Annotated in this window: 17 protein-coding genes and 1 pseudogene; 7 read left to right on the top strand and 11 right to left on the bottom strand. The window is 72.4% G+C overall.

The window, feature by feature from the left end; genetic code table 11:
• Window positions 1-27 precede the first annotated feature (27 nt).
• Window positions 28-660 carry a response regulator gene (locus ABD346_RS24185; protein ID WP_344377707.1) on the top strand — a complete coding sequence of 211 codons (633 nt, stop codon included), beginning with the start codon at window positions 28-30 and terminating at the stop codon, window positions 658-660.
• A 3-nt stretch (window positions 661-663) separates the two neighbouring features.
• Here the strand turns inward: ABD346_RS24185 and ABD346_RS24180 are convergent, their stop codons facing one another.
• The 3 genes from ABD346_RS24180 to ABD346_RS24170 form a co-directional block, all read right to left on the bottom strand.
• Complete coding sequence (locus ABD346_RS24180) at window positions 664-2,100, bottom strand: MFS transporter (RefSeq protein ID WP_381226624.1); 1,437 nt, start codon at window positions 2,098-2,100, stop codon at window positions 664-666.
• Window positions 2,101-3,057: 957 nt separating this feature from the next.
• Window positions 3,058-4,245 carry a lipid-transfer protein gene (locus tag ABD346_RS24175; RefSeq protein WP_344377589.1) on the bottom strand — a complete coding sequence of 396 codons (1,188 nt, stop codon included), beginning with the start codon at window positions 4,243-4,245 and terminating at the stop codon, window positions 3,058-3,060.
• A 14-nt stretch (window positions 4,246-4,259) separates the two neighbouring features.
• Window positions 4,260-6,419, bottom strand: coding sequence for an acyl-CoA dehydrogenase family protein (locus ABD346_RS24170; RefSeq protein WP_344377587.1), 2,160 nt, complete (start codon window positions 6,417-6,419; stop codon window positions 4,260-4,262).
• Between the two features lie 224 nt (window positions 6,420-6,643).
• Between ABD346_RS24170 and ABD346_RS24165 the strand changes: the two genes are divergently transcribed.
• The 4 genes from ABD346_RS24165 to ABD346_RS24150 all read left to right on the top strand — a co-directional run bounded on the left by ABD346_RS24165 (window position 6,644) and on the right by ABD346_RS24150 (window position 10,387).
• Window positions 6,644-7,237 (top strand): class I SAM-dependent methyltransferase, encoded by a 594-nt coding sequence (locus tag ABD346_RS24165; RefSeq protein ID WP_344377705.1) that lies wholly within the window; start codon window positions 6,644-6,646, stop codon window positions 7,235-7,237.
• 57 nt (window positions 7,238-7,294) lie between these two features.
• Window positions 7,295-8,275 carry an N-acetylmuramoyl-L-alanine amidase gene (locus ABD346_RS24160; protein ID WP_344377586.1) on the top strand — a complete coding sequence of 327 codons (981 nt, stop codon included), beginning with the start codon at window positions 7,295-7,297 and terminating at the stop codon, window positions 8,273-8,275.
• 144 nt (window positions 8,276-8,419) lie between these two features.
• Window positions 8,420-9,277, top strand: a complete 858-nt coding sequence (locus tag ABD346_RS24155; protein ID WP_344377584.1) for a hypothetical protein — start codon at window positions 8,420-8,422, stop codon at window positions 9,275-9,277.
• A gap of 99 nt (window positions 9,278-9,376) precedes the next feature.
• Window positions 9,377-10,387 carry an LLM class F420-dependent oxidoreductase gene (locus tag ABD346_RS24150; RefSeq protein ID WP_344377582.1) on the top strand — a complete coding sequence of 337 codons (1,011 nt, stop codon included), beginning with the start codon at window positions 9,377-9,379 and terminating at the stop codon, window positions 10,385-10,387.
• A 105-nt stretch (window positions 10,388-10,492) separates the two neighbouring features.
• Here ABD346_RS24150 and ABD346_RS24145 read toward each other — a convergent pair whose 3' ends face one another.
• The 4 genes from ABD346_RS24145 to ABD346_RS24130 all read right to left on the bottom strand — a co-directional run bounded on the left by ABD346_RS24145 (window position 10,493) and on the right by ABD346_RS24130 (window position 14,401).
• Entirely contained in the window at window positions 10,493-11,098 is a 606-nt protein-coding gene (locus ABD346_RS24145; RefSeq protein WP_344377580.1) for a hypothetical protein, read from the bottom strand.
• An 87-nt stretch (window positions 11,099-11,185) separates the two neighbouring features.
• Window positions 11,186-12,262 (bottom strand): prenyltransferase/squalene oxidase repeat-containing protein, encoded by a 1,077-nt coding sequence (locus tag ABD346_RS24140; protein ID WP_344377578.1) that lies wholly within the window; start codon window positions 12,260-12,262, stop codon window positions 11,186-11,188.
• Window positions 12,259-13,002: a class I SAM-dependent methyltransferase gene (locus ABD346_RS24135; protein WP_344377576.1), complete on the bottom strand. Its 744-nt coding sequence runs from the start codon at window positions 13,000-13,002 to the stop codon at window positions 12,259-12,261. The genes ABD346_RS24140 and ABD346_RS24135 overlap by 4 nt, the downstream gene beginning before the upstream one ends.
• A 73-nt stretch (window positions 13,003-13,075) precedes the next feature.
• On the bottom strand, window positions 13,076-14,401 hold the full coding sequence (locus ABD346_RS24130) for a glycosyltransferase family 4 protein (protein ID WP_344377574.1): 1,326 nt from the start codon (window positions 14,399-14,401) through the stop codon (window positions 13,076-13,078).
• Between the two features lie 235 nt (window positions 14,402-14,636).
• Here ABD346_RS24130 and ABD346_RS24125 point away from each other — a divergent pair, with 235 nt between their 5' ends.
• A complete protein-coding gene (locus tag ABD346_RS24125) occupies window positions 14,637-15,254 on the top strand; it encodes a TetR family transcriptional regulator (RefSeq protein WP_344377573.1) in 618 nt (205 codons plus the stop codon).
• Window positions 15,255-15,737: 483 nt separating this feature from the next.
• A complete protein-coding gene (locus tag ABD346_RS24120) occupies window positions 15,738-16,346 on the top strand; it encodes a LuxR C-terminal-related transcriptional regulator (RefSeq protein WP_344377571.1) in 609 nt (202 codons plus the stop codon).
• Window positions 16,347-16,559: 213 nt separating this feature from the next.
• Here the strand turns inward: ABD346_RS24120 and ABD346_RS24115 are convergent.
• The 4 genes and pseudogenes from ABD346_RS24115 to lanKC form a co-directional block, all read right to left on the bottom strand.
• A pseudogene (locus ABD346_RS24115) lies at window positions 16,560-17,942 on the bottom strand (ATP-binding cassette domain-containing protein); the annotation flags it as partial.
• Window positions 17,942-19,597 carry an ATP-binding cassette domain-containing protein gene (locus ABD346_RS24110; RefSeq protein WP_344377570.1) on the bottom strand — a complete coding sequence of 552 codons (1,656 nt, stop codon included), beginning with the start codon at window positions 19,595-19,597 and terminating at the stop codon, window positions 17,942-17,944. The pseudogene ABD346_RS24115 and the gene ABD346_RS24110, both read right to left, overlap by 1 nt.
• Window positions 19,598-19,698: 101 nt before the next feature.
• Window positions 19,699-19,842 carry a SapB/AmfS family lanthipeptide gene (locus ABD346_RS24105; RefSeq protein WP_189960903.1) on the bottom strand — a complete coding sequence of 48 codons (144 nt, stop codon included), beginning with the start codon at window positions 19,840-19,842 and terminating at the stop codon, window positions 19,699-19,701.
• Between the two features lie 55 nt (window positions 19,843-19,897).
• Window positions 19,898-22,471 carry a class III lanthionine synthetase LanKC gene (lanKC, locus tag ABD346_RS24100; protein ID WP_344377567.1) on the bottom strand — a complete coding sequence of 858 codons (2,574 nt, stop codon included), beginning with the start codon at window positions 22,469-22,471 and terminating at the stop codon, window positions 19,898-19,900.
• Window positions 22,472-22,687: the final 216 nt, after the last annotated feature.

Here is a 22,687-nt window from a genome sequence, read left to right as displayed (position 1 = left end):
CGCGCATACCCTTTCCCCGTGGACGAGATGCCCCAGGATCACCGACCTGCCAAATCCGTACGAGTGCTGCTCGCCGAGGACCAGGGAATGATGCGCGGCGCGCTCGCCCTGCTGCTCGGCCTCGAAGAGGACATGGAGGTCGTCGCGCAGGTCTCGGCGGGCGACAAGATCGTCCCCGAGGCGCTGGTCTCGCGCCCCGACGTGGCCCTGCTCGACATCGAACTGCCGGGCATGAGCGGCCTGGACGCGGCCGCCGCCCTGCGCGAGGAGGTCCCGGACTGCCGGGTCCTGATCCTCACCACGTTCGGCCGGCCCGGCTATCTGCGCCGCGCGATGGAGGCAGGCGCCGCCGGGTTCCTTGTGAAGGACGGCCCGGTCGAGGATCTCGCGGAGGCGGTCCGCCGGGTCCTGCGCGGCGAGACGGTCATCGACCCGGCGCTCGCGGCCGCCGCCCTCAGCGCGGGCCCGAGCCCGCTGACCGCCCGCGAACGCGACGTCCTGAACGCCTCGGTGGACGGGGCGACGGTCTCCGACATCGCGGGCAAGCTGCACCTGTCGGAGTCGACGGTGCGCAACTACCTGTCCTCCGCGATCGGCAAGACGGGCACCCGCAACCGCATGGAGGCCGTACGGTCGGCCCGCCAGCAGGGCTGGCTGTAGCCCTCAGCGTTTGGCGGGACCGGCGGCCCGGGGCAGCCACACCAGGGCGAGTACGACGCTGCCGAGCAGCACGAACCCGCCGACGCGGAAGGCGAGCGCGTACCCGGCGGTGAGGGATTCGGGGCTCTGCACGAGGCCGGTCCGGGACGCGGCGACCGTGGACAGCACGGCAAGGCCCAGCGCCCCGCCCATCGTCCGGGACGTGTTGATGAGCCCCGACACGAGCCCGGCCTCGCCGGGCGCGGCCCCCGAAGTGGCCAGCGCCGCGAGGGGAGTTGTGGCGAGCCCGGCGCCGGTCATCATGAGGATGCCGGGCACGAGTATGGACATCCAGTACGGATCGTCCGCCCGCATCGTGGACTGCCACCCGAACCCGGCCGCGGTCACGAGCACACCGAGCACGGTCAGGTTCCGCGCCCCGGTGAGCGGCATGATGCGCGGCGCCAGCTTCGAGCCGAGGACGACGCTGAGCGAGCTGGGAATGAGCGCGAGCCCGGCGCCCAGCGGGGTGTAGCCGAGCACGTTCTGGGCGTACAGCGTCATGAAGAACCAGGTGCAGAACATCGCGGATCCGCACACGAACATCACGGCGTTGGCGGCGGAGACGGCCCGCAGCCGGAAGAGCCGCAGGGGCATCAGGGGCGCGGCGGTGCGGGCTTCGACGACCAGGAACGCGAGCAGCAGAGCCACTCCACCGACGAGCGGAACAAGGGTCGCGAGGGCACCCCACCCTTCGGCCTCCGTCTGGACGATGCCGTACGAGAGGGTGGCGAGGCCGGCCGTGACGAGGACGGCGCCGGGGAGGTCGAGCCGGTGACGCCGTCCGGCCCGGGACTCGGTGATCCAGAGTGCGGCCCCGAGCAGGACGAGGGCGCCGACGGGCACGTTGATGAGCAGCACCCAGCGCCACGACAGGACGTCGGTGAGCACGCCCCCGACGAGCCCGCCCGCCGCACCGCCGCCCGCGCCGACCGCGGCCCACGTCCCTATGGCCCGGGTACGGGCGGCGCCCTCGGGGACGGCGGCGGTCAGGATGGTGAGCGTGGCGGGCGCGAGGACGGCGGCCCCGAGCCCCTGGGCGGCGCGGGCGAGCAGCAACTGCCAGCCTTCTTGCGCGATCCCTCCACCGAGACTGGCCGCGGTGAACAGCCCGAGCCCCACGAGGAACATCCGCTTGCGCCCGTACAGGTCGCCCGCGCGACCGCCGAGCAGCATGAACCCGGCGAAGGCGATGGCGTACGCGTTGACCACCCACTGCAGCCCGCCGGCACTCATGCCGAGGCCGGTGCGCATGGAGGGCAGGGCGACGTTGACGACGGAGACGTCCAGCACGACGAGGAACTGCCCCGCGCAGGCGGCCAGAACGACCGGCCAGGTGCGGGCGGTTGGGGTCGGGGTGGATATGTGGGTGTCTGCGGACGCGTGGGCCATGCGGGTCATGGTCGCACGGCGCGGGCACCCGTTACACGCCTTTTCCCACCCCGGGCCTCCACCCCAGCCCGACCCTTACGAAATCCCGGAGCGGGCCAGTTCACTCCCAAGGGGACAGAGGGGACAATTCATCTTCCACGGGCGGGTGAATCCAGGCGTGTCCATTCATTGACTCAGGCAGTTACAGGGGTGGCTCGACCGAGCCACCGAGTCGGTGTCACGCTCCATTTCACAGCAGGGAGAATACTGTGCCCATTCTTGCCATCCTTGGTGCTGTCGTGGTCGGGCTTGTCCACGTCGTAGGCGCTCTCCTGAAGGCCCTGCTCGGCTAGCAGCCATTCAGGGCAGAGAACGCACCTGCACCGCACGCCGCCCCGGTACGGGCCAATTCGGCGCCCGCACCGGGGCGGAGCCGTGTCCGGAGCCGCAAGGGGGCGGGGTTTCGATGCCGAGCTCCACAAGAAAGACAGAGAACTCCGAAAGGCACCGGGCGTCGAATTCGGCCGTCCGAGGGGTTAGTTCGATGAGCCGTTTTTCACGGTGAATGCCGGGGTAGCTTGGCGGCGACTTGTTGTCCCGGATGAGGAGAAAGCCGTGCGTGTACGCAGAGCCCTGGTTATTGCGATCGCCACCCCTGTCCTACTGGCCACCATCGGAATGAATGCCGCTTCCGCGGCAACTCCGCCAAGGCCGACGGCCGACGGTTCAACCGTCCGGTCGGATCCTGCTCCCGGCAGTGGGCATCGCGAGACCTCCGACCGTAAGCACGGCAGGATCGGAGAGTCGAGCGACGACGAAATGGACGGGGGCCTCATCGGCACTATCGCGGGCGAACTCCTGGGCCGCTCCTGAGCCCCACGCGGCACAGTCCCCCGCGCCCCCAACAGCGTCGGTGCCGGCCCGCACAGGGAGGCCACGCGGCGGAGCCGCCCAGTGCCACAGCGGGAAGGGGCGGGGTGGGGAGACTCACCGGCGCAGCAGCGTCACCACCGCCGCCCCGCCCAGCCCGATGTTGTGGGCCAGCCCGACCCGCGCCCCCGGCACCTGGCGCGCCCCCGCCGCCCCCCGCAACTGCCACACCAGCTCCGCCGCCTGCGCAAGCCCCGTCGCCCCCAGCGGATGCCCCTTCGAGATCAGCCCCCCGGACGGGTTCACCACCCAGCGGCCCCCGTACGTCGTCGCCCCGGATTCGACCAGCTTCCCCGACTCCCCCGCCCCGCACATCCCCAGGGCCTCATACGTAAGCAGCTCGTTGATCGAGAAGCAGTCGTGCAGCTCGATCACATCGACGTCCTCGATGCCCAGGCCCGCCGCAGCGAACGCCGCCCGCCCCGCCGCCCGCGACATCGGCGCCCCCACCGCGTCGATGCAGCTCCCCGAGGCGAAGGACTCCTCCGTGTCCGTCGTCATCGACTGGCCCGCTATCTCAACCGCCGTGTCCCGCAAGCCGTTTCGGTCCACGAAGCGCTCCGAGACCACCACCGCCGCCGCCGCTCCGTCCGACGTCGGCGAGCACTGCAGCTTCGTCAGCGGGCGGTGGATCTCCTTCGCGGCCAGGACCTCCTCCACCGAGTACGCGTCCTGGAACTGCGCGTTGGGGTTGTTCACCGAGTGCCGGTGGTTCTTGGCGCCGACCGCCGCGAGCTGCGCCGCGGTCGTCCCGTACCGCTCCATGTGTTCGCGGGCCGCGTTGCCGAAGATCTGCGCGGTGGGCGGGCTCATCTCGAAGCCGTGGCGGGCCGCCATGATGCCGTAATGGCGGGCCACGGGAGAGGTCTTGAAATCCCCTCCGTCCGAGCCGCCGCCCAGCGCGCCCCGCTTCATCTTCTCGAAGCCGAGCGCCAGTACGCAGTCCGAGATCCCGCCCTCCACGAACTGCCGCGCCAGCATCAGCGCGCTGGACCCCGTCGCACAGTTGTTGTTGACGTTGTAGACCGGCACTCCCGTCAATCCCAGTTCGTACGCCGCTCGTTGGCCCGCCGTGGACGCCTGGAAGCAGTAGCCGACCGGGACCTGTTCCACCAGGCCGTATGCGATGCCCGCGTCCGCCAGCGCCGCGCTCCCCGCCTCCTTCGCCATGTCCCAGTACTGCCAGTCCCGGGATTCCGGCTTCTCGAACTTGGTCATGCCGACACCGACGATGTAACTCTTCACGACAGGGGAACCCTTCAGTCTCGGGGCAGGCCGAGGATGCGCTCGGCGACGACGTTGAGCTGGACCTGGGTGGTGCCGCCCGCGATGGTCAGGCAGCGCGACATGAGGAAGCCGTGCACGGCCCGCTCGCCGGGCCCCTCGGCGACCGCGCCTTCGGGGCCGAGGAGTTCCAGGGCGAGCTCGGCGATCTTCTGCTGGTGCGGGGTCTGGACGAGCTTGCGGACGCTGGCCCCGGCTCCGGGTTCCAGGCCCGAGACCTGCTGCATGGTCGTACGGAGGCCGATGCAGGCGAGCGCGTGCGCCTCGGCGGCAAGGGCGCCGATCCGCGCCCGGTACGCCCCGTCGAGGTCCCCGGCGCGGGCGATCAGCGCTTCGAGACCGGTGTCGAAGGTCAACTGGTCGGCCATGTGGACGCGTTCGTTGCCCAGGGTGTTGCGGGCGACCCGCCAGCCGCCGTTCACCTCGCCCACGACCGCGTCGGCGGGCAGCAGCGCCCCGTCGAAGTACACCTCGTTGAAGAGGGAGTCCCCGGTGATCTCCTTCAGGGGGCGGATGTCGATGCCGCTCGTCCGCTTCATGTCGATCAGGAAGTACGTGAGCCCCTTGTGCTTGGGGGCCGCCGGGTCCGTGCGGGCCAGCAGGATGCCGTAGTCCGCCCACTGCGCGGCGCTCGTCCACACCTTCTGGCCGGTGATCCGCCAGCCGCCGTCGTCCGTGCGCTCGGCTCGGGTGCGCAGCGAGGCGAGGTCGGAGCCCGCGCCGGGTTCGGAGAACAGCTGGCACCACAGCAGCTCGCCTCGCAGGGTGGGGCCGAGGAAGCGGTCCTGCTGGGGGCCGGTCCCGTACGCGAGGAGGGAAGGGACCACCCACGTGGCTATCCCGAGGTCGCTCACCTTGACCCCGCTTCGTGTCAACTCCTCCTGGATCACGAGCTGTTGGACCGGGCCGGCGCCCAGTCCGTACGGGGCCGGCAGGTGCGGGGCCGCGTATCCGAGGGGCGCGAGAGCGCGCCTCGCCGCGGCCGGGTCCAGGTCCCGTACGCCCTCGATCACCGCTCGGGCGGGGCCGCGGAAGTTCTCGGCCTCCGGCGGCAGTTCCATCCGCAGCTCGCGCCGGGCGCCGCCGAGCGCCAGGCGCACCGCCCGCAGCCGGTGGGTGTCCCCGGCGCCGAGGAGCTGGCGGGCGACCAGGGCGCGGCGCAGATACAGGTGGGCGTCGTGCTCCCAGGTGAAGCCGATGCCGCCGAGGATCTGGATGCAGTCCTTGGCGCACGAGCAGGCGGCGTCGACGGCCGTGGCGGCGAGGGAGGCGACCAGGCCCCGCACCTCGGCGGGCTCGTCCATGGCGCGGGCCGCGTCCCACACCAGCGCTCGGGCCTGCTCCAGGCGTACGAGCATGTCCGCGCAGAGGTGCTTGACCGCCTGGAACCGGCCGATGGGGCGGCCGAACTGCTCCCTGACCTTGGCGTGTTCGGCCGCGATCTCCAGGGCGCGGGCCGCCGTGCCGCAGGACTCGGCGGCGAAGAGGAGCGCGGCGAGGTCGCGGACGAGCGCGGAGTCCACGTCCAGGACCCGGCCCGCGCCGACCACGACGCCCTCGGCCCGCACCTCGGCGGTGGGGCGGGTCGGGTCGGTGCTCGTGTGGGTACGGATGCGCAGGGCGTCGGCGTCCACCGCGAGCCAGAGCGTGCGGTCGTGCGCCTCTGCCGCGAGGATCACCGACTCGGCCTGACCCGCGGCCAGTACGGGCGGCGCGGTCCCGTCGAGCAGCCAGCCGCCCTCGCAGCCGACGGCGGTGAGCGTGCCCGCGCCGAGCGCCACGGCCGCGGTCCTGCGGCCCTCGGCGATGTCCGCGACCAGCCCCTCGTGCCGCCCGGCGCGGCGCAGCAGCTCGGCGGCGAGCACCCCGGGCAGATACGGGCCCGGCAGCAGCCCGCGCCCGGCCTCCTCCAGGACGACCGCGAGCTCGGGAAGCCCGCCCCCGCCGAACTCGTCGCCGAGGTGGATGCCGAGCAGCCCCTGTTCGGCGAGCCCGTCCCAGAACGGCGGGCGGGCCCCGGCGGCCTCGGGCGCGTCCAGGAGCTTGCGTACCTCCTCGACGGGCACCGCCCGCGCCAGCCAGCCGCGTACCGCCTCCGCGAGCTCCCGTTGTTCTTGCGTGATCGCGATGCCCATGGACGCCCTCACCCGTCGCCGGTCCCGGAACGGCGCAAGAGTAGAACACGTTTCAATCTGACGGAAGGTCAGATGGACGTGACCTTCGAGGCCCCGCCCGCCGGGGGCGGCCCCGGCGGCGTACGGCACCATGGACCGCCCACACACCTACGACCCAAAGGAGCCGGGCCGTGGCCACTCCCAAGCCTCAGATCCTGGCCGCCTTCGAGGCGGCCAAGGGCTTCATGCCCGTACGGGAAGGCCTGGCGCTGTACGAGGCGGCGGCCGCGGCCGGCACCCTCGGCCTGCCGCTCCTGGAGGTCGGCACCTACTGCGGGCGCTCCACGATCCTGCTCGCCGAGGCCGCCCGCGAGAGCGGCACGGTCGCGGTCACCGTCGACCACCACCGCGGCAGCGAGGAGCAGCAGGTGGGCTGGGAGTACCACGACCCCACCGTCGTGGACCCGGAGGTGGGGCGGATGGACACGCTGCCCACCTTCCGGCGGACGCTGCACGCGGCGGGTCTTGAGGACCACGTCATCGCGGTGGTCGGGCGCTCGCCGCAGGTGGCACGGGTGTGGGGCGGGCAGCTCGGCTTCGTGTTCATCGACGGCGGGCACACCGACGAGCACGCCGCGGCCGACTACGAGGGCTGGGCGCCGAAGCTCGCCGAGGGCGGCACGCTGGCCATCCACGACGTCTTCCCGGACCCGGTGGACGAGTTCACCGGCCAGGCCCCGTACCGCATCTACCTGCGGGCCCTTGCGTCCGGCGCGTTCACCGAGGTCTCGGCGACCGACTCGCTGCGAGTGCTGCGCCGCACGTCCGGCGCGCTGTGACACTTCGCGGCGCGGAGTGCCCGGGTCCTGGACAACAGCGCCGCTAGCATCGCAACCGTGCCGTACGACAGCGAGTCATCGAATCCGGACAGCCGGGCGCGCCGTGTGCGCGGCCGGGCTCTCGTCGCCCTCGCGGCGCTTGCGCCGACCGCCCTCGCGGGCTGGCTCGTCTGGCAGGCGATGAGCAGCCCCGGCAGCCAGGACGACAAGCCGCCGAAGGTACTCCCCCTGCCGAGCCGCCCGGCGCCGTCCGTGCCGCCGGGGGCCGGCAGGGCGACGGTGACCGTGACCGCCTCCTCCACTCCGGGCGGCGCCCCCGGCTCCCCCTCGGCGCCCGCCGCGTCCAGGGACGGATCCGGCGCCGGGCCGCTCGCCGGAAAGACCGTCGTCATCGACCCGGGTCACAATCCGAATAATTTCCGGCATACACAAGAGATCAATGAGCCGGTGGACATCGGAACGAACAAGAAGGAATGCGACACCACCGGCACCGAGACCAACGACGGTTATACGGAGGCCGAGTTCACGCTCGATGTGTCGCACCGCATCAGGGCGATCCTGGAAAAGCAGGGCGCGAAGGTCGTGTTCACCCAGGACGGCGACCGGACATTCGGCCCGTGTGTGGACGAGCGGGCCCGGATCGGGAATCAGGCGAAGGCGGACGCCGTCGTGTCGGTGCACGCGGACGGCGCGGACGAGGGCCAGCGCGGCTTCCATGTGATCCTGCCCGCGAAGGTGAAGGGCGGGGCCGCCGACACCGCGCCGATCGTGGGGCCTTCGCGTGAACTCGGTGTGCGGATCGCGGGGAAGTTCGTCCAGGACACGGGCATGAACGCCTCCAACTACGTGGGCGACGGCACCGCCCTGGACACCCGCAGCGACCTCGGTGGGCTCAACCTGTCGAAGGTTCCGAAGGTGTTCATCGAGTGCGGCAACATGCGCGATTCCCGGGATTCGGCGCTTCTCAAGAGTGCGGACTGGCACCAGAAGGCGGCCCAGGGCATCGCCGACGGCATCATGGCGTTCCTGGGCGGGTAGGCTCCCGACCCGCCGTACGGCCCACAGACCCAGACGATAGATTCTTCCGCACAGGGGGAACCACCTAGAGCTTCACGCCGTGTGCACGTACACCGGCGGCAGCGATGACCGCCCCGACGAGACGACATAAAAGAGGACTTTTACGTGAACATCCGCTCCCTCACACGAGGCGACGGCGTGGTGATCGGTGCAGCGGTGGTGCTGTTCATCGCCTCGTTCCTGAATCTCACGTCCGCTCCGAGCTGCTCCGGCCAGTTCTGCCCGAGCGTGGACGCGCCGAACGCCTGGGACTCGCTCTCGCTCCTGATGAGCATGTACCTGGCAGGCATCATCGGTGCGGTCCTGGTGGTCGTCGGCCGCTCGCTGCCGCAGCCGAAGAAGGTCGCGGGCCTGGACCTCACGCAGTTCGGCGTCGCGTTCACCGTCTTCGCCGCGTGGACCGCGTTCTGGACGATCATCGACGCGCACGGCTCCGGCGCCGGCATGATCCTCGGCCTGATCGCCACGCTGGCGCTCGCCGCGGCCGCCGTGGCCTCGCCGCTGGTCGGCGCGCTCAAGGCGCCGCTCATGGGCACCCCGAGCCCGGCCGCCCCGCAGCCCTACGGCTACCCGGGCGCGCCCCAGCCGGCCGGTGGCTACGGCTACCCCGGCGCCCAGCAGCCGTACGCCGCACAGCCCGGCGACCCGAGCCTCGGCGGCCAGCCGGGGGCCCAGGCCCAGCCGTTCGGCGCGCAGGCCCCGGCTCCGGCCGCGGACCTGAACAAGGACAGCCAGGCGCAGCCCGCCGCTGCCGCCCCGGCCGGCGACTTCGCCCCGTTCTGGTTCGCGGTCCCCGTCGCCCGCCCGCTGTACGCGGAGGACGGCTCGCCGACCCCGATCGCCGAACTCGCCCCGGGCACCTGGTACCTGGCCGTCGACCAGCGCGGTCCCGGCCTGGTGGCCCAGACGCAGGACGGCCGCCGCGGCGTGCTGCAGGACACCACGGGCATCCAGCGCGGCTGATCCGCCCGGCATTTCGACGGCCCCCCGCCCTCTTCCGGGCGGGGGGCCGTTGCCCTACAGTCCCCTGACGGATCGTCAGATCATGGGAGGGGACGGCACATGCGCCTGGGACTCGCACTCGGCTACTGGGGGCGCGGCCCGAACCCCGCCCATCTCGAACTGGCCCGCGCGGCCGAGGAGTTCGGCTACCACTCGGTGTGGACGGCGGAGGCCTGGGGCTCGGACGCCTTCACCACCCTGACCTGGATCGCGGCGCACACCTCCCGCATCGGGCTCGGCACCGCGGTCGTGCAGATGGCCGCGCGCACCCCCACCGCCACCGCCATGCACGCCCTCACCCTGGACCACCTCTCGGGCGGCCGGATGATGCTGGGGCTCGGGCTCTCGGGGCCGCAGGTCGTCGAGGGCTGGTACGGCCGCCCCTTCCCGTCGAGCCCGCTCACCGCGACCCGCGAGTACGTCGACGTCATCCGCCAGGTCCTGCGCCGCGAGGCCCCGGTCGAGCTCGACGGCCGCTTCCACGCGCATCCGTACGGCGGCGAGGACGGTACGGGCCTGGGCAAGCCCCTCAAGGCCATCACCCATCCCCTGCGCCCGGACATCCCCGTACTCCTGGGCGCCGAGGGCCCCAAGAACATCGCCCAGACGACCCGCATCGCCGACGGCTGGCTCCCGCTGTACTGGTCGCCGACCCGCACGGACGCGTACGCCGCCGCGCTGACGGGGCTGCGCGACGGCTTCCTGGTCGCCCCCATGGTCCGGGCCCACGTGTGCGACGACGTCGCCGAGGGGCTGCTCCCGGTGAAGGCGATGCTCGGCTTCTACATCGGCGGCATGGGCCACGCGGCCCGCAACTTCCATGCCGACCTGATGGCCCGCATGGGCTACGAGGACGAGGCCCGCCACATCCAGGACCTGTTCCTCGCGGGCCGCCGCAACGAGGCGGTCCTGGCCGTACCGGACGCCTTCGCCGACGACATCTCCCTGGTGGGCCCGCGCCGGCGCATTGCGGAACGCCTGGAGCAATGGCGCAAGGGCCCGGTGACGGACCTACTGGTCACATCACCGGACCTCGCGACTCTGCGAACGCTGGCCGACCTCAACGCCTAGACGGCTTCGGCCGCAAAGCGGCGCGGGGAACTGCGCGACCAGCCCCCACCGGCCCGCGGACGAAATCAACAAGCCCGTCCGGCGCTTGAGGACAGCGCAGGGGGCTCACCCTCCGGCAAGCTGCCCAGCCGAGGGAACCTGATCGGTGACGGGCGCCCCCGCGCTCTGGCCCGCGTTCTTGACGCCGCCGATCACGTTCTCGAACTGGCTGACATCCGCATCACTCGCGTCCCCCTTGCGGAGCTTGCCGCCCAGGTTCTTGAGGGAGTCGATGCCGGAGGACAGGGGCGCGAGGGCCTTGGAGAGCAGGGGGTCGCCCTTGGCGTTCTCGGTCGCGGCCTTCAGCCGGTTGTACGTGAACGCGCCGGCCAGGCCCGCCTTGACGAGCGCGAACGTACGGCCCTTGGCGCCCTTCTTGAACTTGCCGGCCTTGTAGGGCTTCACGATCCATTGGTAGGCGGCACCCGCCGCGAGCCCCGCGTTGGCGACGAAGCGCGTCTTGGCGAGCCTCTGCCGCTCGGCCGAGGCGGTCGGCGAGGCGCTGCTCTGGGCCGCGGCCAGGGCGGCGTCCTGGGCGGATTTCTGGGCGGCGTTCTGACTGGTGCTCTGGGTGGTGCGGGTCTCTCCTCCGCAGGCGGTCGTCGACACCAGGACGGTGCAGGAAAGGACGACCGCCACGACTATGCGGCGGATGGGGAACGTACTGGGCACGATGACCTCCGGGGGATGTTCGGCCTCCCCGGCAGCCTCACCCGGCCGGCCGCACTGCGCCACTCGGGCGACTCCGTACGGGTCGTCCTAGCCGCAGCAATCCGGCGCCAGGCCCCTGGGAAGCCGCTCTCCGCCGAACACCGCCGTCGTCGCCTCGTCGCCGCCGAGGGCCGCGACCGCGAGCAGCAGGGAGCCCGCCGTCCACGTCGTGAGCTCCTCCGGCCACACCGCGCGGTTGCCTTCGAAGACGTAGCCCGTCCAGTACAGGCCCGTCGCGGGGTCGCGCAGGTGCTGGACGGACTGGAGAATCTCCAGGGCCCGGTCGGACTCGCCCATCGCCCAGAGCGCGAGGGCCAGTTCGCAGCTCTCGCCGCCGGTGACCCACGGGTTGGGCAGCACGCAGCGCACCCCGAGGCCCGGCACCACGAAGTCGTCCCACATCGATGCGATACGGGCCTTGGCCGCGTCCCCGGTGACCGCGCCGCCGAGGATGGGGTAGTACCAGTCCATCGAGTAGCGGGACTTGTCGAGGAAGCGCTCGGGGTGGTGCTGGACGGCGTGGGCGAGCGCGCCGGTCGCCAACTCCCAGTCGGGCTGCGGCTCTTCGCGCTGTTCGGCGATGGCGAGCGCGCAGCGCAGCGCGTGGTGGACGGAGGAGCTGCCGGTGAGCAGCGCGTCGGTGACGGCACTGCCGTCCTCCTCGCGCTTCCAGCCGATCTGCCCACCGCTCTGCTGGAGGGCGAGGACCCACTCGACGGCCGCGTAGACCACCGGCCACATGCGGTCGAGGAAGGTGTCGTCGCCGGTGGCGAGGTAGTGGTGCCAGACGCCGACCGCTATGTAGGCGACGAAGTTGGACTCCCGGCCGCGGTCGGTGACCCGGTCGTGTTCGCCGTCGTGGTAGGCGGCGTACCAGGATCCGTCCTCGTTCTGGTGCCGGGCGAGCCAGTCGTAGGCGCGCTCGGCGGCAGCGTGTTCGCCCGCCGCGTCCAGTGCCATCGCGGCCTCGGTGTGGTCCCAGGGGTCCAGGTGGTGGCCGCGGAACCAGGGGATGGCGCCGTCGGCGCGCTGGACGGCGAGCAGGGTGGCGACCGTCTGCCCGGCCTGCCCGGCGGTGAGCACCCCGGGCAGGACGAGGTGTTCGGTGCGCTCCGGAGAGGTCACTTGGCGGCGCTCACAGGAAGGTGCGGCTTGGTCGCGTACGCCACGAAGCTCTTGCCGACGACGGGGTTGAGCGCCCGCTCGGCGAGCCGGGTGAGGGTGCTGATGCCGGGCGTCTTCATGATGTCCCAGACCAGGAGCTGGTGGTACGCCTTGACCGGCAGCGCCTTGTCGTTGTCGACACCGAAGGCGCACTTGAGCCACCAGTACGGCGAGTGCAGCGCGTGCGCGTGGTGGGTGCCGTACGGCTTGAGGCCGGCCTGCTTCATCTTGCCGATGAGCTCGTCGGCCTTGTAGATCCGGATGTGGCCGCCCTCGACCTCGTGGTACGCGTCGGAGAGCGCCCAGCACACCTTCTCGGGCCCGTACCGCGGCACGGTGACCGCGATGCGGCCGCCGGGCCGCAGGACGCGGACCATCTCGGCGAGCACGCCCTTGTCGTCGGGGATGTGCTCCATGACCTCGGAGATGATCACGACGTCGAAGGACTCGTCGGGGAAGGGCAGGTTGAGCGCGTCGCCCTCCATGGCGGTCGCGGTCGCCCCCTCGGGCGCCTCACCGGCCTCCTTCATCGCGGCGAACCACTTGGCGACCTCGCGGATCTCCTCGCCGTTCTGGTCGAGCGCCACGACCTGGGCGCCACGCCGGTAGCACTCGAAGGCGTGCCGGCCCGCGCCGCAGCCCAGGTCGAGCACGCGGTCGCCCGGGGCGAGCGGGAAGCGGGAGAAGTCGACGGTCAGCACGGGGTCTGCCCTTTCCGATGGAGATCACCTGTGGCCGCGGAGCGGCCGGTAGTCGTGGGCGCGGGGCGCCCGGTCACCTGGCGGGCTTCCGGGCCGGGACGCGGCCCTGGGCCTCGATCGCCTCGCGGTAGAGCTCGGCGGTGCCCTGGGCGGCGCGGGCCCAGGTGAACTTTTCCAGGACCCGTTCGCGGCCCGCCGCGCCGAGCCGCCGCCGCAGCGCCGGGTCGTCGAGGAGCCGGGCGAGGCCCGCGGCCAGCGCTCCCGCGTCGCCGGGCGGCACCGCGAGGCAGGTCTCACCGTCGGTGCCGGCGACCTCGGGGATGGCGCCGCCGGTCGTGGCGAGCAGCGGGGTGCCGGTGGCCATGGCCTCGGCGGCGGGCAGCGAGAAGCCCTCGTACAGCGAAGGGACGCAGCTGATCTGCGCGGACCGTACGAGGTCGACGAGCTCGGCGTCGGTGATGCCCTTGACGAACTCGACGGCGTCGCCGAGCCCGTACTTCTCGATGGCCTGGGCGACCGGGCCGTCCTCGGCGCGCTTGCCGACGACGACGAGGTGGGCCTCGGGGTGCTCGGTGCGCAGCTTGGCGAGGGCTTCGACGAGGAAGACCAGGCCCTTGAGCGGCACGTCGGCGCTGGACGTGGTCACGATGCGGCCGGGCACCTCGATGATCGCCGGGTCCGGCGACCAGAGGCCGGTGTCGGCGCCGATGTGCACGACCCGGATGCGGTCCTCGGACACCCCGAGGTGGTCGACGATCTCGCCCTTGGAGGTGCCGGAGACGGTGAGCACGGAGGGCAGCCGGCGGGCGACCCGCTTCTGCATGCGCGTGAAGCCGTACCAGCGGCGCACGGAGGCGCGGCGCTTCCAGTCGGGGGCCGCGTCGAGTTCGAGCTGCCTGTCGACCGTGATCGGGTGGTGGATCGTGGTGACCAGGGGCGCGCCGACGTCACCGAGCAGCCCGTACCCGAGGGTCTGGTTGTCGTGGACGACATCGAACTCGCCGCGCCGGGCGGCCAGATGGCGCCGGGCGCGCAGCGAGAAGGTCAGCGGCTCGGGGAAGCCGCCGGTGCGCATGGTGGCGACCTCCAGGCGGTCGATCCAGTCCCGGTACTCGTCCTTGGCGGGCGTACGGAACGGATCGGGCGAGCGGTAGAGGTCGAGGCTCGCCAGCTCGGTGAGCGGGACGCCCTCGTCGAGCACGGGGTAGGGCTGGGCGCCGATGACCTCGACGCTGTGACCGAGCCGGGCGAGCTCGCGCGAGAGGTGGCGTACGTAGACGCCCTGGCCGCCGCAGAACGGGTTCCCCTTGTAGGTGAGGAGCGCGATCCGCAGCGGGCGCTCGCCCTCACGGCCGGAGTCCCCGGTGCGGGGGCTTGCCTCTATGGCCTCAGCGGTCACTCGCGGCCCCCTTCATCACTGCGTTTCGCCGGAGCGTAACCGCTCGCGCTAATCTAGAACAAGTTCCAGACTTGATCCTTCTTGAGCGTTCTTTGATCACTCAAGGAGCTTCGAATCTACCGGCAGGTAGCGCGACTGTAAGAGCCGGATCAGGTGATTCGCGCCACGGCGGGGCCCCTGCCATGCTGGGCCGCCGAACACCGTGGCAGAGAACCGGACAAACGGAACGGGACACATGACAGCGGAAGTCAAGGCGGCCACCGCGGCCACCCCTCCCCTGACGGAACGCCAGGAGGCCCGGCGCCGCCGCATCCTGCACGCGAGCGCCCAGCTGGCCAGCCGGGGCGGCTTCGACGCGGTCCAGATGCGCGAGGTGGCCGAGGCCGCGGGGGTCGCGCTCGGCACCCTGTACCGCTACTTCCCCTCCAAGATCCATCTGCTGGTCGCCACGATGCAGGACCAGCTCCAGCACCTGCACGGCACCCTGCGCAAGCACCCGCCCTCCGGCGAGGGCTCCGCGGAGCGAGTGGCCGAAACCCTCATGCGCGCCTTCCGCGCGCTCCAGCGCGAGCCGCACCTGGCGGACGCGATGGTCCGGGCCCTCACCTTCGCCGACCGCTCGGTGAGCCCCGAGGTGGACACGGTCTCCCGGCAGACCACGGCGATCATCCTGGACGCGATGGGGCTCGACCGTCCGACCCCGGAGCAGCTCTCGGCGGTCCGGGTCATCGAGCACACCTGGCACTCGGCCCTGATCACGTGGCTCTCGGGCCGGGCGTCGATCGCCCAGGTCAAGATCGACATCGAAACGGTCTGCAAGCTGATCGACCTGACGACCCCATCGAAGGGCTAGCACCTCGCCGCCCCCTTCACCTGCGGGCCGCCGGGGACGGTTCGCGCAGTTCCCCGCGCTCCTTGGGGTGCCGCGGCTCGCGGGGTGACGCGACAACCGCCGGGGGTGCGGCCATTCGACTGCGGACCGTACGTGGTTGCTCGCGCAGTTCCCCGCGCTCCTTCAGGGCGCGGAACTGTGACATTGTGCGAGTCCGCCGCGTGGGTGCGAACAGCCGCCCCCTCGCAGAGGGCATGCGCTCCCCCCTCCGTGGGCACGGGAGGCGGGTCAACTCCCTGACCAGGCGGGGGATTTGGGGGCTGCCGGAGGCCCCCGGACATGCGCCCCACCCGCGCGCAGCGCGCCCCTCGTGCGCGGGTACGCGCCCCCGGTGCCCCCCACCGATTCGTTCGCCCGGACCATGACAGGGGTAACCGCCGCCCAGAATCGTTGCGTGCCCAACGAAGGCGCCGGTAGCGGTAAGCCTGGAAGGAGCTGGGAAACGTGATCCGGGTACTTCTCGTGCACGACGCGTGCCTCTTGCGGTCGGCCCTGGCCGAACGCCTCGCACGCGAACCCGACCTGGAGGTTCATCATTCCGCTTGGCGCGGCGCCCCGGCGCTGGCGCGATTATTGAGCCCGGACGTCTGCGCGGCCGACCTGGACTGTTCGGAGTCCTATGGAATCGCACCGCTCGGCGAACTGACCGGCTGCCGTCCCGGCACCGGAAAATGCCGACTCCTGGTGCTGGCCGACGCCCACCGTCCGGGACCGCTGAAACGGGCCGCCGATGCCAACGCACGCGGCTATGTGGACAAGGGGGGCACACCCGAGCAGCTGATCTTCGCCATCAGACAGGTGGCCGAGGGGAAACGGTTCGTCGACGACTCGCTCGGCTTCAGTTTCCTCCGGGCCTCCGAAATGCCGCTCACCAGACGGGAGTTGAGCGTCCTCTCACTCGCGGCGGAAGGAGCTTCGGTCTCCGACATCGCGCTCCGGCTCCATCTTTCCAACGGCACCGTGCGCAACTACATGGCCGCCATCACCCGCAAGACCGGCGCCCGCAACCGGGTCGACGCGATACGGATTTCCCAGGGGGAGGGGTGGGTGTGAGGGGCCGGCCCCGGTGAGGTCGCGGTAGAACGCGGAACGGGCCAGGAGTTCCTCGTGGGTGCCGAGTTCGGCGCGGGCCCCGTCCATCAGGAGCACGCGGTCCGCGCGCCGGGCCGATCCGGTGCGGTGGGCCACCACCACGAGGGTGCGCCCGGTGAAGGCCCGCTCCGCGCGTGCCTCGGCAGCCGGGTCCAGGTGGCAGGTCGCCTCGTCGAGCAGCACCAGGGGCGCGGGTGCGACATGCGCCCGCGCCAGTGCGACGAGCTGGCGCTCGGCGGCGGAGAGCGCGGCGGGATCGAGCACCGCGTCGAGCCCGCCGAGCCGTTCCAGGAGCGGCCCCGCCCCGACCGCCTCGGCCGACCCCAACAGGGCTTCGTCACAGGGAAGCCGGGGAGAGAAATAGGCCAGATTCTCGCGGAGGGTGGCGGTGAAGACGTATGCCTCCTGCGGTACGAGCACCCGCTCGCAGCCCGTCGCCACCTCTCCGGCGTCCGGCCGGAGCACCCCGGCGATCAGTCCGAGCAGGGTGGACTTGCCGATGCCGCTGGGCCCGGCCACGGCGAGCCGCTCACCGGCCGGTACGGCCAGGTCGAGCCGGTCGATGACGGGCGCCGCGCCCGGCCCGTACGCGAAGACGAGCCCGCGCAGCCGCACCGGCCAGGCCTCGCTCTCGTGCCGCACCCGGGCCGGGGGCTCCCCCTCCCCCGAGGTCAGCCGGCGCAGGACGACGGTGAGGCGGGCGCCCGAGGTGCCGAGCCCCTGCACCAGGGCCTGGAGAGCGGGCAGCAGCGACTGGGTGAGGTAGGCGAGCGCGCCCGCCAGGCCGCCCGCCGTGACCCCGTGCCGCAGCAGCCACGGCGCGGTGACCAGGAGCAGCACCAGCGGCAGCCGCCCGCCGATGCCCACGGCGAAGGTGCGGGCCACGCCCCAGTGGGCGAGCGAGCATGCCGCGCGGTACTCGTCGTCGATGCGTTCCCCGGCGCTCGCGGCCGCGCGCTGGTGGGCGCCCGATGCCTCGATGTCCCTCAATCCGCTTGCGACGAGGCCGAGTTCGGCGGCCAGGCGTTCGTCGGCGGCCAGGAAGTCCTCCTGGCGGCGGGCGAGCGGGCCCAGCGTCGCGGCGAAGAGCGCGAGCCCCACGAGCAGCGGGCCGCCGACGACCGGGAGCAGGACGGGCGCGAGGGCGAAGAGGCCGAAGAGGGCCCCGGCGGCGGTGAAGACGAAGGTGCGGGCGACGAGCACGAGCCCGGCGAGGGTGTCCCTGGCCAGCTCGACCTGCTGGGTGAGGCGGGAGAGCGCGGCGTCGTCCGCCTCGCGCAGGCCGCGCGTCACGACCGCCCGCACGAGTTCGTCCCGTACGGGCTCGACGAACGCGGCGACCGCCCCGTACACCCGGCGCGTCCCCCAGGCCCCGGCGAACACGGCGCCGGCGGCCGCCGCGAGCCAGCCGATTCCGGTCGCGGCACGGCCCGCGAGGAAGCCGGCGTCGAGGGCGCGGGCGAGGGCGAAGCCGAGGAGGAAGGTCTGCGCGGATTCGAGCAGCGACCATCCCGCGAGCCGCAGCAGCACCCGCCTGCGCCGCCTCAGCAGACTCATCAGCACGACGCTTCGACCTCCCCGAACACAGCGCGGTATGCGGCGAGTTGCCAGAGCTGCCGGTGGGGTGCGACCGCGCGCACCCGCCCCTCCTCCAGCCACACGACGAGGTCCGCTCGGGCCGCCGTCGAGGCCCGCAGGGCGATGATCAGGTGGGTGCCGGTGCCGTGCAGCAGCGCCTGGGAGACCTTGAGCTCGGTCGCGGAGTCGAGGCTGGAGGTGGCGTCGTCCAGGATCAGGAGCCGTCCGGGATGCGCGAACGCCCGGGCCAGACCAAGGCGTTGGGCCTCGCCGCCGGACAGCGGGGCGCTCGCGCAGGGCGTGGCGTAGCCGTCGGGCATCGTACGGATGAAGTCGTCGGCGCAGGCCGCGCGAGCGGCGGCGCGCACCGCGGCCTCGCCCGGCTCGTCGGCCCCGTACGCGATGGTGCCGCCCACCGTGCCGCCGAGCAGGACCGGACGGGCGAAGGCGTAGCCGACCGCCCTGCGCAGTTCGGCCCGCGCGAGGGAGGGCAGGGGCACGCCGTCGAGGGCGACCGTGCCCGACTCGGGGTCGGCGAGGCGGCCCGCGACGGCGGCCAGCGCCGACTTGCCGCTGCCCGAGCGCCCGACGACGGCGACCACGGCCCCGCCGGGGACCGTCAGATCGACCCCGCGCAGGGGCCCGTGCACGACACCACGAAGGGTCAACTCGCCGCCTGATGACGGTAGTTCACCCTTCCCGTACGTCACGGCCGGAGCGGCCAGGACGTCCTGGAGGCGGGCGGTCGCGGTGCGGCCCCGGGTCAGGGTGTTGACCATGCCGACCAGGGCGCCGGTGCCGGTGGCGAGGGCCGCGTACCGCCAGGCGGCGAGGAGGCCGCCGACGCTCAGGTCGCCGTGCGCGACGCGCAGTCCGGCGACCGCGAGGACGGCGAGCTGGAGCAGCGGCAGGAGGATCGCGGCCTGCGCGGTGGAGCGGCCGAGGACCTCCCACATGCGGTGGCCCTGGCGGGAGAGTTCGGGCAGCGGGGCCAGGATGCGTTCGGCGTCGCGCTCGGGGTGCCCGGCGGCGGCGATCGTACGCGCGCCGCGCACCGCTTCGAGGAGGCGGCCCGCGATCTCGCCCTGGGTGTGCAGATACCCGGCGCTGCTGGCGCCGGAGCCGCGTACGAACACCTTCAGGAGCAGGGCGAACAGCGGCATTCCGGCGAGCACCACCAGGGCGGTCCACCCGTCGGTGAGCGCGAGTGCGACGAGGCCGCCGACCGGGGTGACGACGGCCGCGAGGGTGCCCGCGATCGACACCGGTACGGTCGCGGCCTGCACTGCGTTACCAGTGAGCCTGGCCACCAACTCGCCCTCCGAGCAGGCCTGTTGAGTGCCGGCGTCCAGTACGTGGCCGAGCACCCGGCGACGGATCCAGGCGGCGCTGCGGGCGGTGGCGGTCGCGGTGACGGCGGACTCGTAGGCGCCGATGAGGACCGCGAGCACGGTGAGGACGACACACAGGGTGATCCAGGGTCCGGCCTCGGACTGCCGTCCGGCCAGGACCAGGTCGAGGGCGCGGCCCAGTGCCGCGGGCAGGGCGAGCCCGGCGCCGGCCGACGCGCAGCTGAGCAGCAGGATCAGGGTGCCGGGGCCGGCGCTCTGCCGGACGGTCTCACGCAACAGCAAGGCGGCCTCCCGCGTGCGGCGGCCCCGGCCGGCGAGCGGTGCCGGACGGGGCCGCGTCGTTCACTGCGTCACCGGAACTACGTGGTGATGACAGGTGGTGATTACAGGCAGAGCGTCAGGCTGGCGACGCTGTCACAGAGGAGCAGGCTGAGCGAGCTGCCGCCGCCGTGACCGCCGTGGCCGCCGCCGTCGCCCTCGTCGATGTCGAGTTCAACGTCGAGGTTCTGCAGGTCCAGAAGGGACATTGCTTTCTCCTTTGTCGGCGATGTGCGTTGCCGTCCGTGGGGGACGGGGTTTGCTTCAGCCCCGGGTGGGGCCGTCTGTGGGGCCGCCCGGTGGGGCGGCGGGGGTGGGCGCCAGGAAGGGCAGTCCGACGGGCCGGTCGGCGAGGGCCGCGCCGAGCGCCAGGAGGCAGCCCGCCGTGCCGGTCGCGAGGTCCATGGAGAGCCGCATCATCTGGTCGCCGGGGAAGGCGAGCCGGCCCTGGTAGGGCAGTGCGTACCAGGCGAGTCCGTCGATCTGCTCGGCGAGCCGGGCGGGCGGCGCCCCGGTCCTCGCCAGGTGGAGCACCATCCCGGCGCGCCCGTTGAACAGGCCGGACTGGCCGTAGTACCGGGAGCGCGCGGCGGGCAGGATCTTGTCCCGCGCCTCGCGGAACGCCTCGTCGGGGCGGTGCGCGAGGAAGTCGTCGAGCACGGCGGCGATACCGACGCTGCCTCCGCCGAGGTAGGGCAGGGTGCGCCTGGTGTCGTTGACGACGAGAGTGCCGGCCGGGTTGGTGACACAGCGGTCGAGGTCGCGGCGCAGCTCCTCGGCGGCCCGGTCGAGCAGCGCGGGGTCGCCGGTGGACTCGTACAGGCGGAGCAGGAACAGGGCGGGGCCGGTGGCACCGTGCAGGAGACCGGCCCGGCGGCCGCCGTCGGTGCGGGAGGCGAGCAGGTCGGATGCCTCCAACGCCTGTTCCTTGAAGCCCAGTCGATCGAGTACGAGGCCCAGTCCGGCCAGTCCGCCGTGCAGTTCGGGGGCGAGCCGCTGCCAGTTCTCGGCCAGGACGGACTCGATGAGCTCGCGGGCCCGTCCGGTGTGGCCGAGCCGGTCGAGGACGAGGGCGACTCCGGCGAGCCCGTCGTACAGGCCGAGCGGGGTGCCGGCCGGCGGCGGCGCGGTGTGCGCGAGCAGCCACTGTTCACCCTCGGGGTAGCGGGCGGCGCCGGTCTCGGCGAGCGCGTAGAGGACTCCGGCGGCGCCGTGCGCGAGGCCGAGGCCGCCGCCGTCGGCGAACTGGGCGACGTCGCCGGGGAAGAGCCGGTCGTCGCGCCCGGGGGTCGCGGAGGCGAGGATGGCCGCCGCCATGGAGTCGCGGCTCGCGGGCCAGTCGCCCGGCTCGACGGGCACGCACCCGCCCATCGGCGCGCTCTCCCCCTCGATCACCCGGACCGCCTCGTCGAGGTAGCCCGCGGGCAGGCCGGGGAACTGGGAGGCGGCGATCTCGGCGAGGTGGGCGGCCTTGGACCGGTCGATCACCAGAAGGCTCGTCATCGGCACGAAAAGCGCGAGCCGCAGGCAGGCAAGCGCGTAGCGGTCCACGTCGAAGCCCTTGCGGTCGAGCGGCGCGATGAAGCCGGGGTGCGCCATGGACTGGCCGCGATGGTCGTCGACGGGCAGCGCGGCCTCGAAGTCGAGGAGCCGTACGCCCTGTTCGTCGGGGTCGACCATGATGTTGAACATGTGCAGGTCGTTGAAGACGACGCCCCGCCCGTGCACGGCGGCCACCGCGTCCTCGACGGCCCCGAGGATGCGCAGCGCCCACGCGGTGTACTCGGCGACCGCGTCCGGGGCCGGCTCGGCGCCGATGAGCGGGTGGCGGTGTGCGAAGAAGGAGTTGAGGGTGCGTCCTTCGAGGAAGTCCATGACGAGGAAGCGGTGCTCGCCGAGGGTGAACCAGTCGCGTACGGCGGGTGCGACGCCGAGCCCGCCGACCTGCTCCAGGGCGGCCTTCTCGCGCTCCAGGCGGGTCACCGCGTCGGCGCCGTCCGCGGCGAGCCCGGCGTGCGGCCTGGCCTCCTTGAGGACGACCTTCTCGCCGGTGCGGACGTCGGTCCCGGCGTACACGCCGCCGCCGTTGGAGAAGTGCAGGGCGCGCTCGATGCGGTAGGGCAGGTCGCCGGTGGTGGTCGCGTTGCGGGCCGCGAGGTGCGGCGCGAGGAATTCGGGCAGCGCGACCCAGTCGGGCAGATGGAAGGCGGGGTCGCGGCGGTCGGGCACGAGCACCCCGTCGCCGTTCTCGATCGCGGTCACCAGGGTGCCGTCGGCGTCGACGCAGTGCCGCTTGGTGAACCCGCCGTAGCGGACGTAGAGCGGACCCTCGCCCCAGCGCAGGTCACTGAGGATGTACGGCCCCGGCTCCCCCGCGAGGAGCTTGCCCAACTCCTCCAGAATCACCCGGAATTCGGCCTCGTCGGCCGGGTAGATCGTGGCGAACTTCCCGCTGGAGCCGCGGCCCGCGTACTTGGAGTTGCGCAGGTGCAGGGGCCGGCGTCCGGGCACGAACTTGAACGGTATGGCGCGTGCGACGCAGTAGTCCCACACGTACGACGCCGTCTTCTCGGCGTTGGCCAGACAGGCCGATACATGGATCTTCCAGCCCTGCTGCGGCCGCACTCTGCGCCCCGGTATGCCGTCGGGGCTGAAGTGCAGCCAGTCTCCGGCGAGTTGGGCCGTCCAGCCCCCGGGGACGGTGCGCCGCGCGGCCTCGAAGAGCGGCAGCCGGCCGGCGTCACCGGCGCCGCCGTCGGTGCGCGAGGAGGACAAGCGGTCCGGGGTCTCGTAGAAATACCTGTCCGCCAGACAGAAGACCTCGTACCGCTTGTCCATGGTGCCTCCCCCTCGACGTCATGACATCGAGTTGGTGCTCCCCCCTCGACGGCGTGGACGACTTTTCCACGCCACCGACGGGCCGGGACAGTCACGCCTGTCATGAGGTCACCGTGCGCTACGCATGGATCAACCTGTGTTCGCAGGCCGTCGAACGGGAGGGGGCAAAGGGGGCTGTTCCGCGCTATTCCCCGGGCGTATCGGGTCTGTTCCTCG

The organism is Streptomyces mauvecolor (assembly GCF_039532965.1).
Lineage (GTDB): Bacteria > Actinomycetota > Actinomycetes > Streptomycetales > Streptomycetaceae > Streptomyces > Streptomyces violascens.
This window is presented reverse-complemented; position numbering and strand designations above follow the sequence as displayed.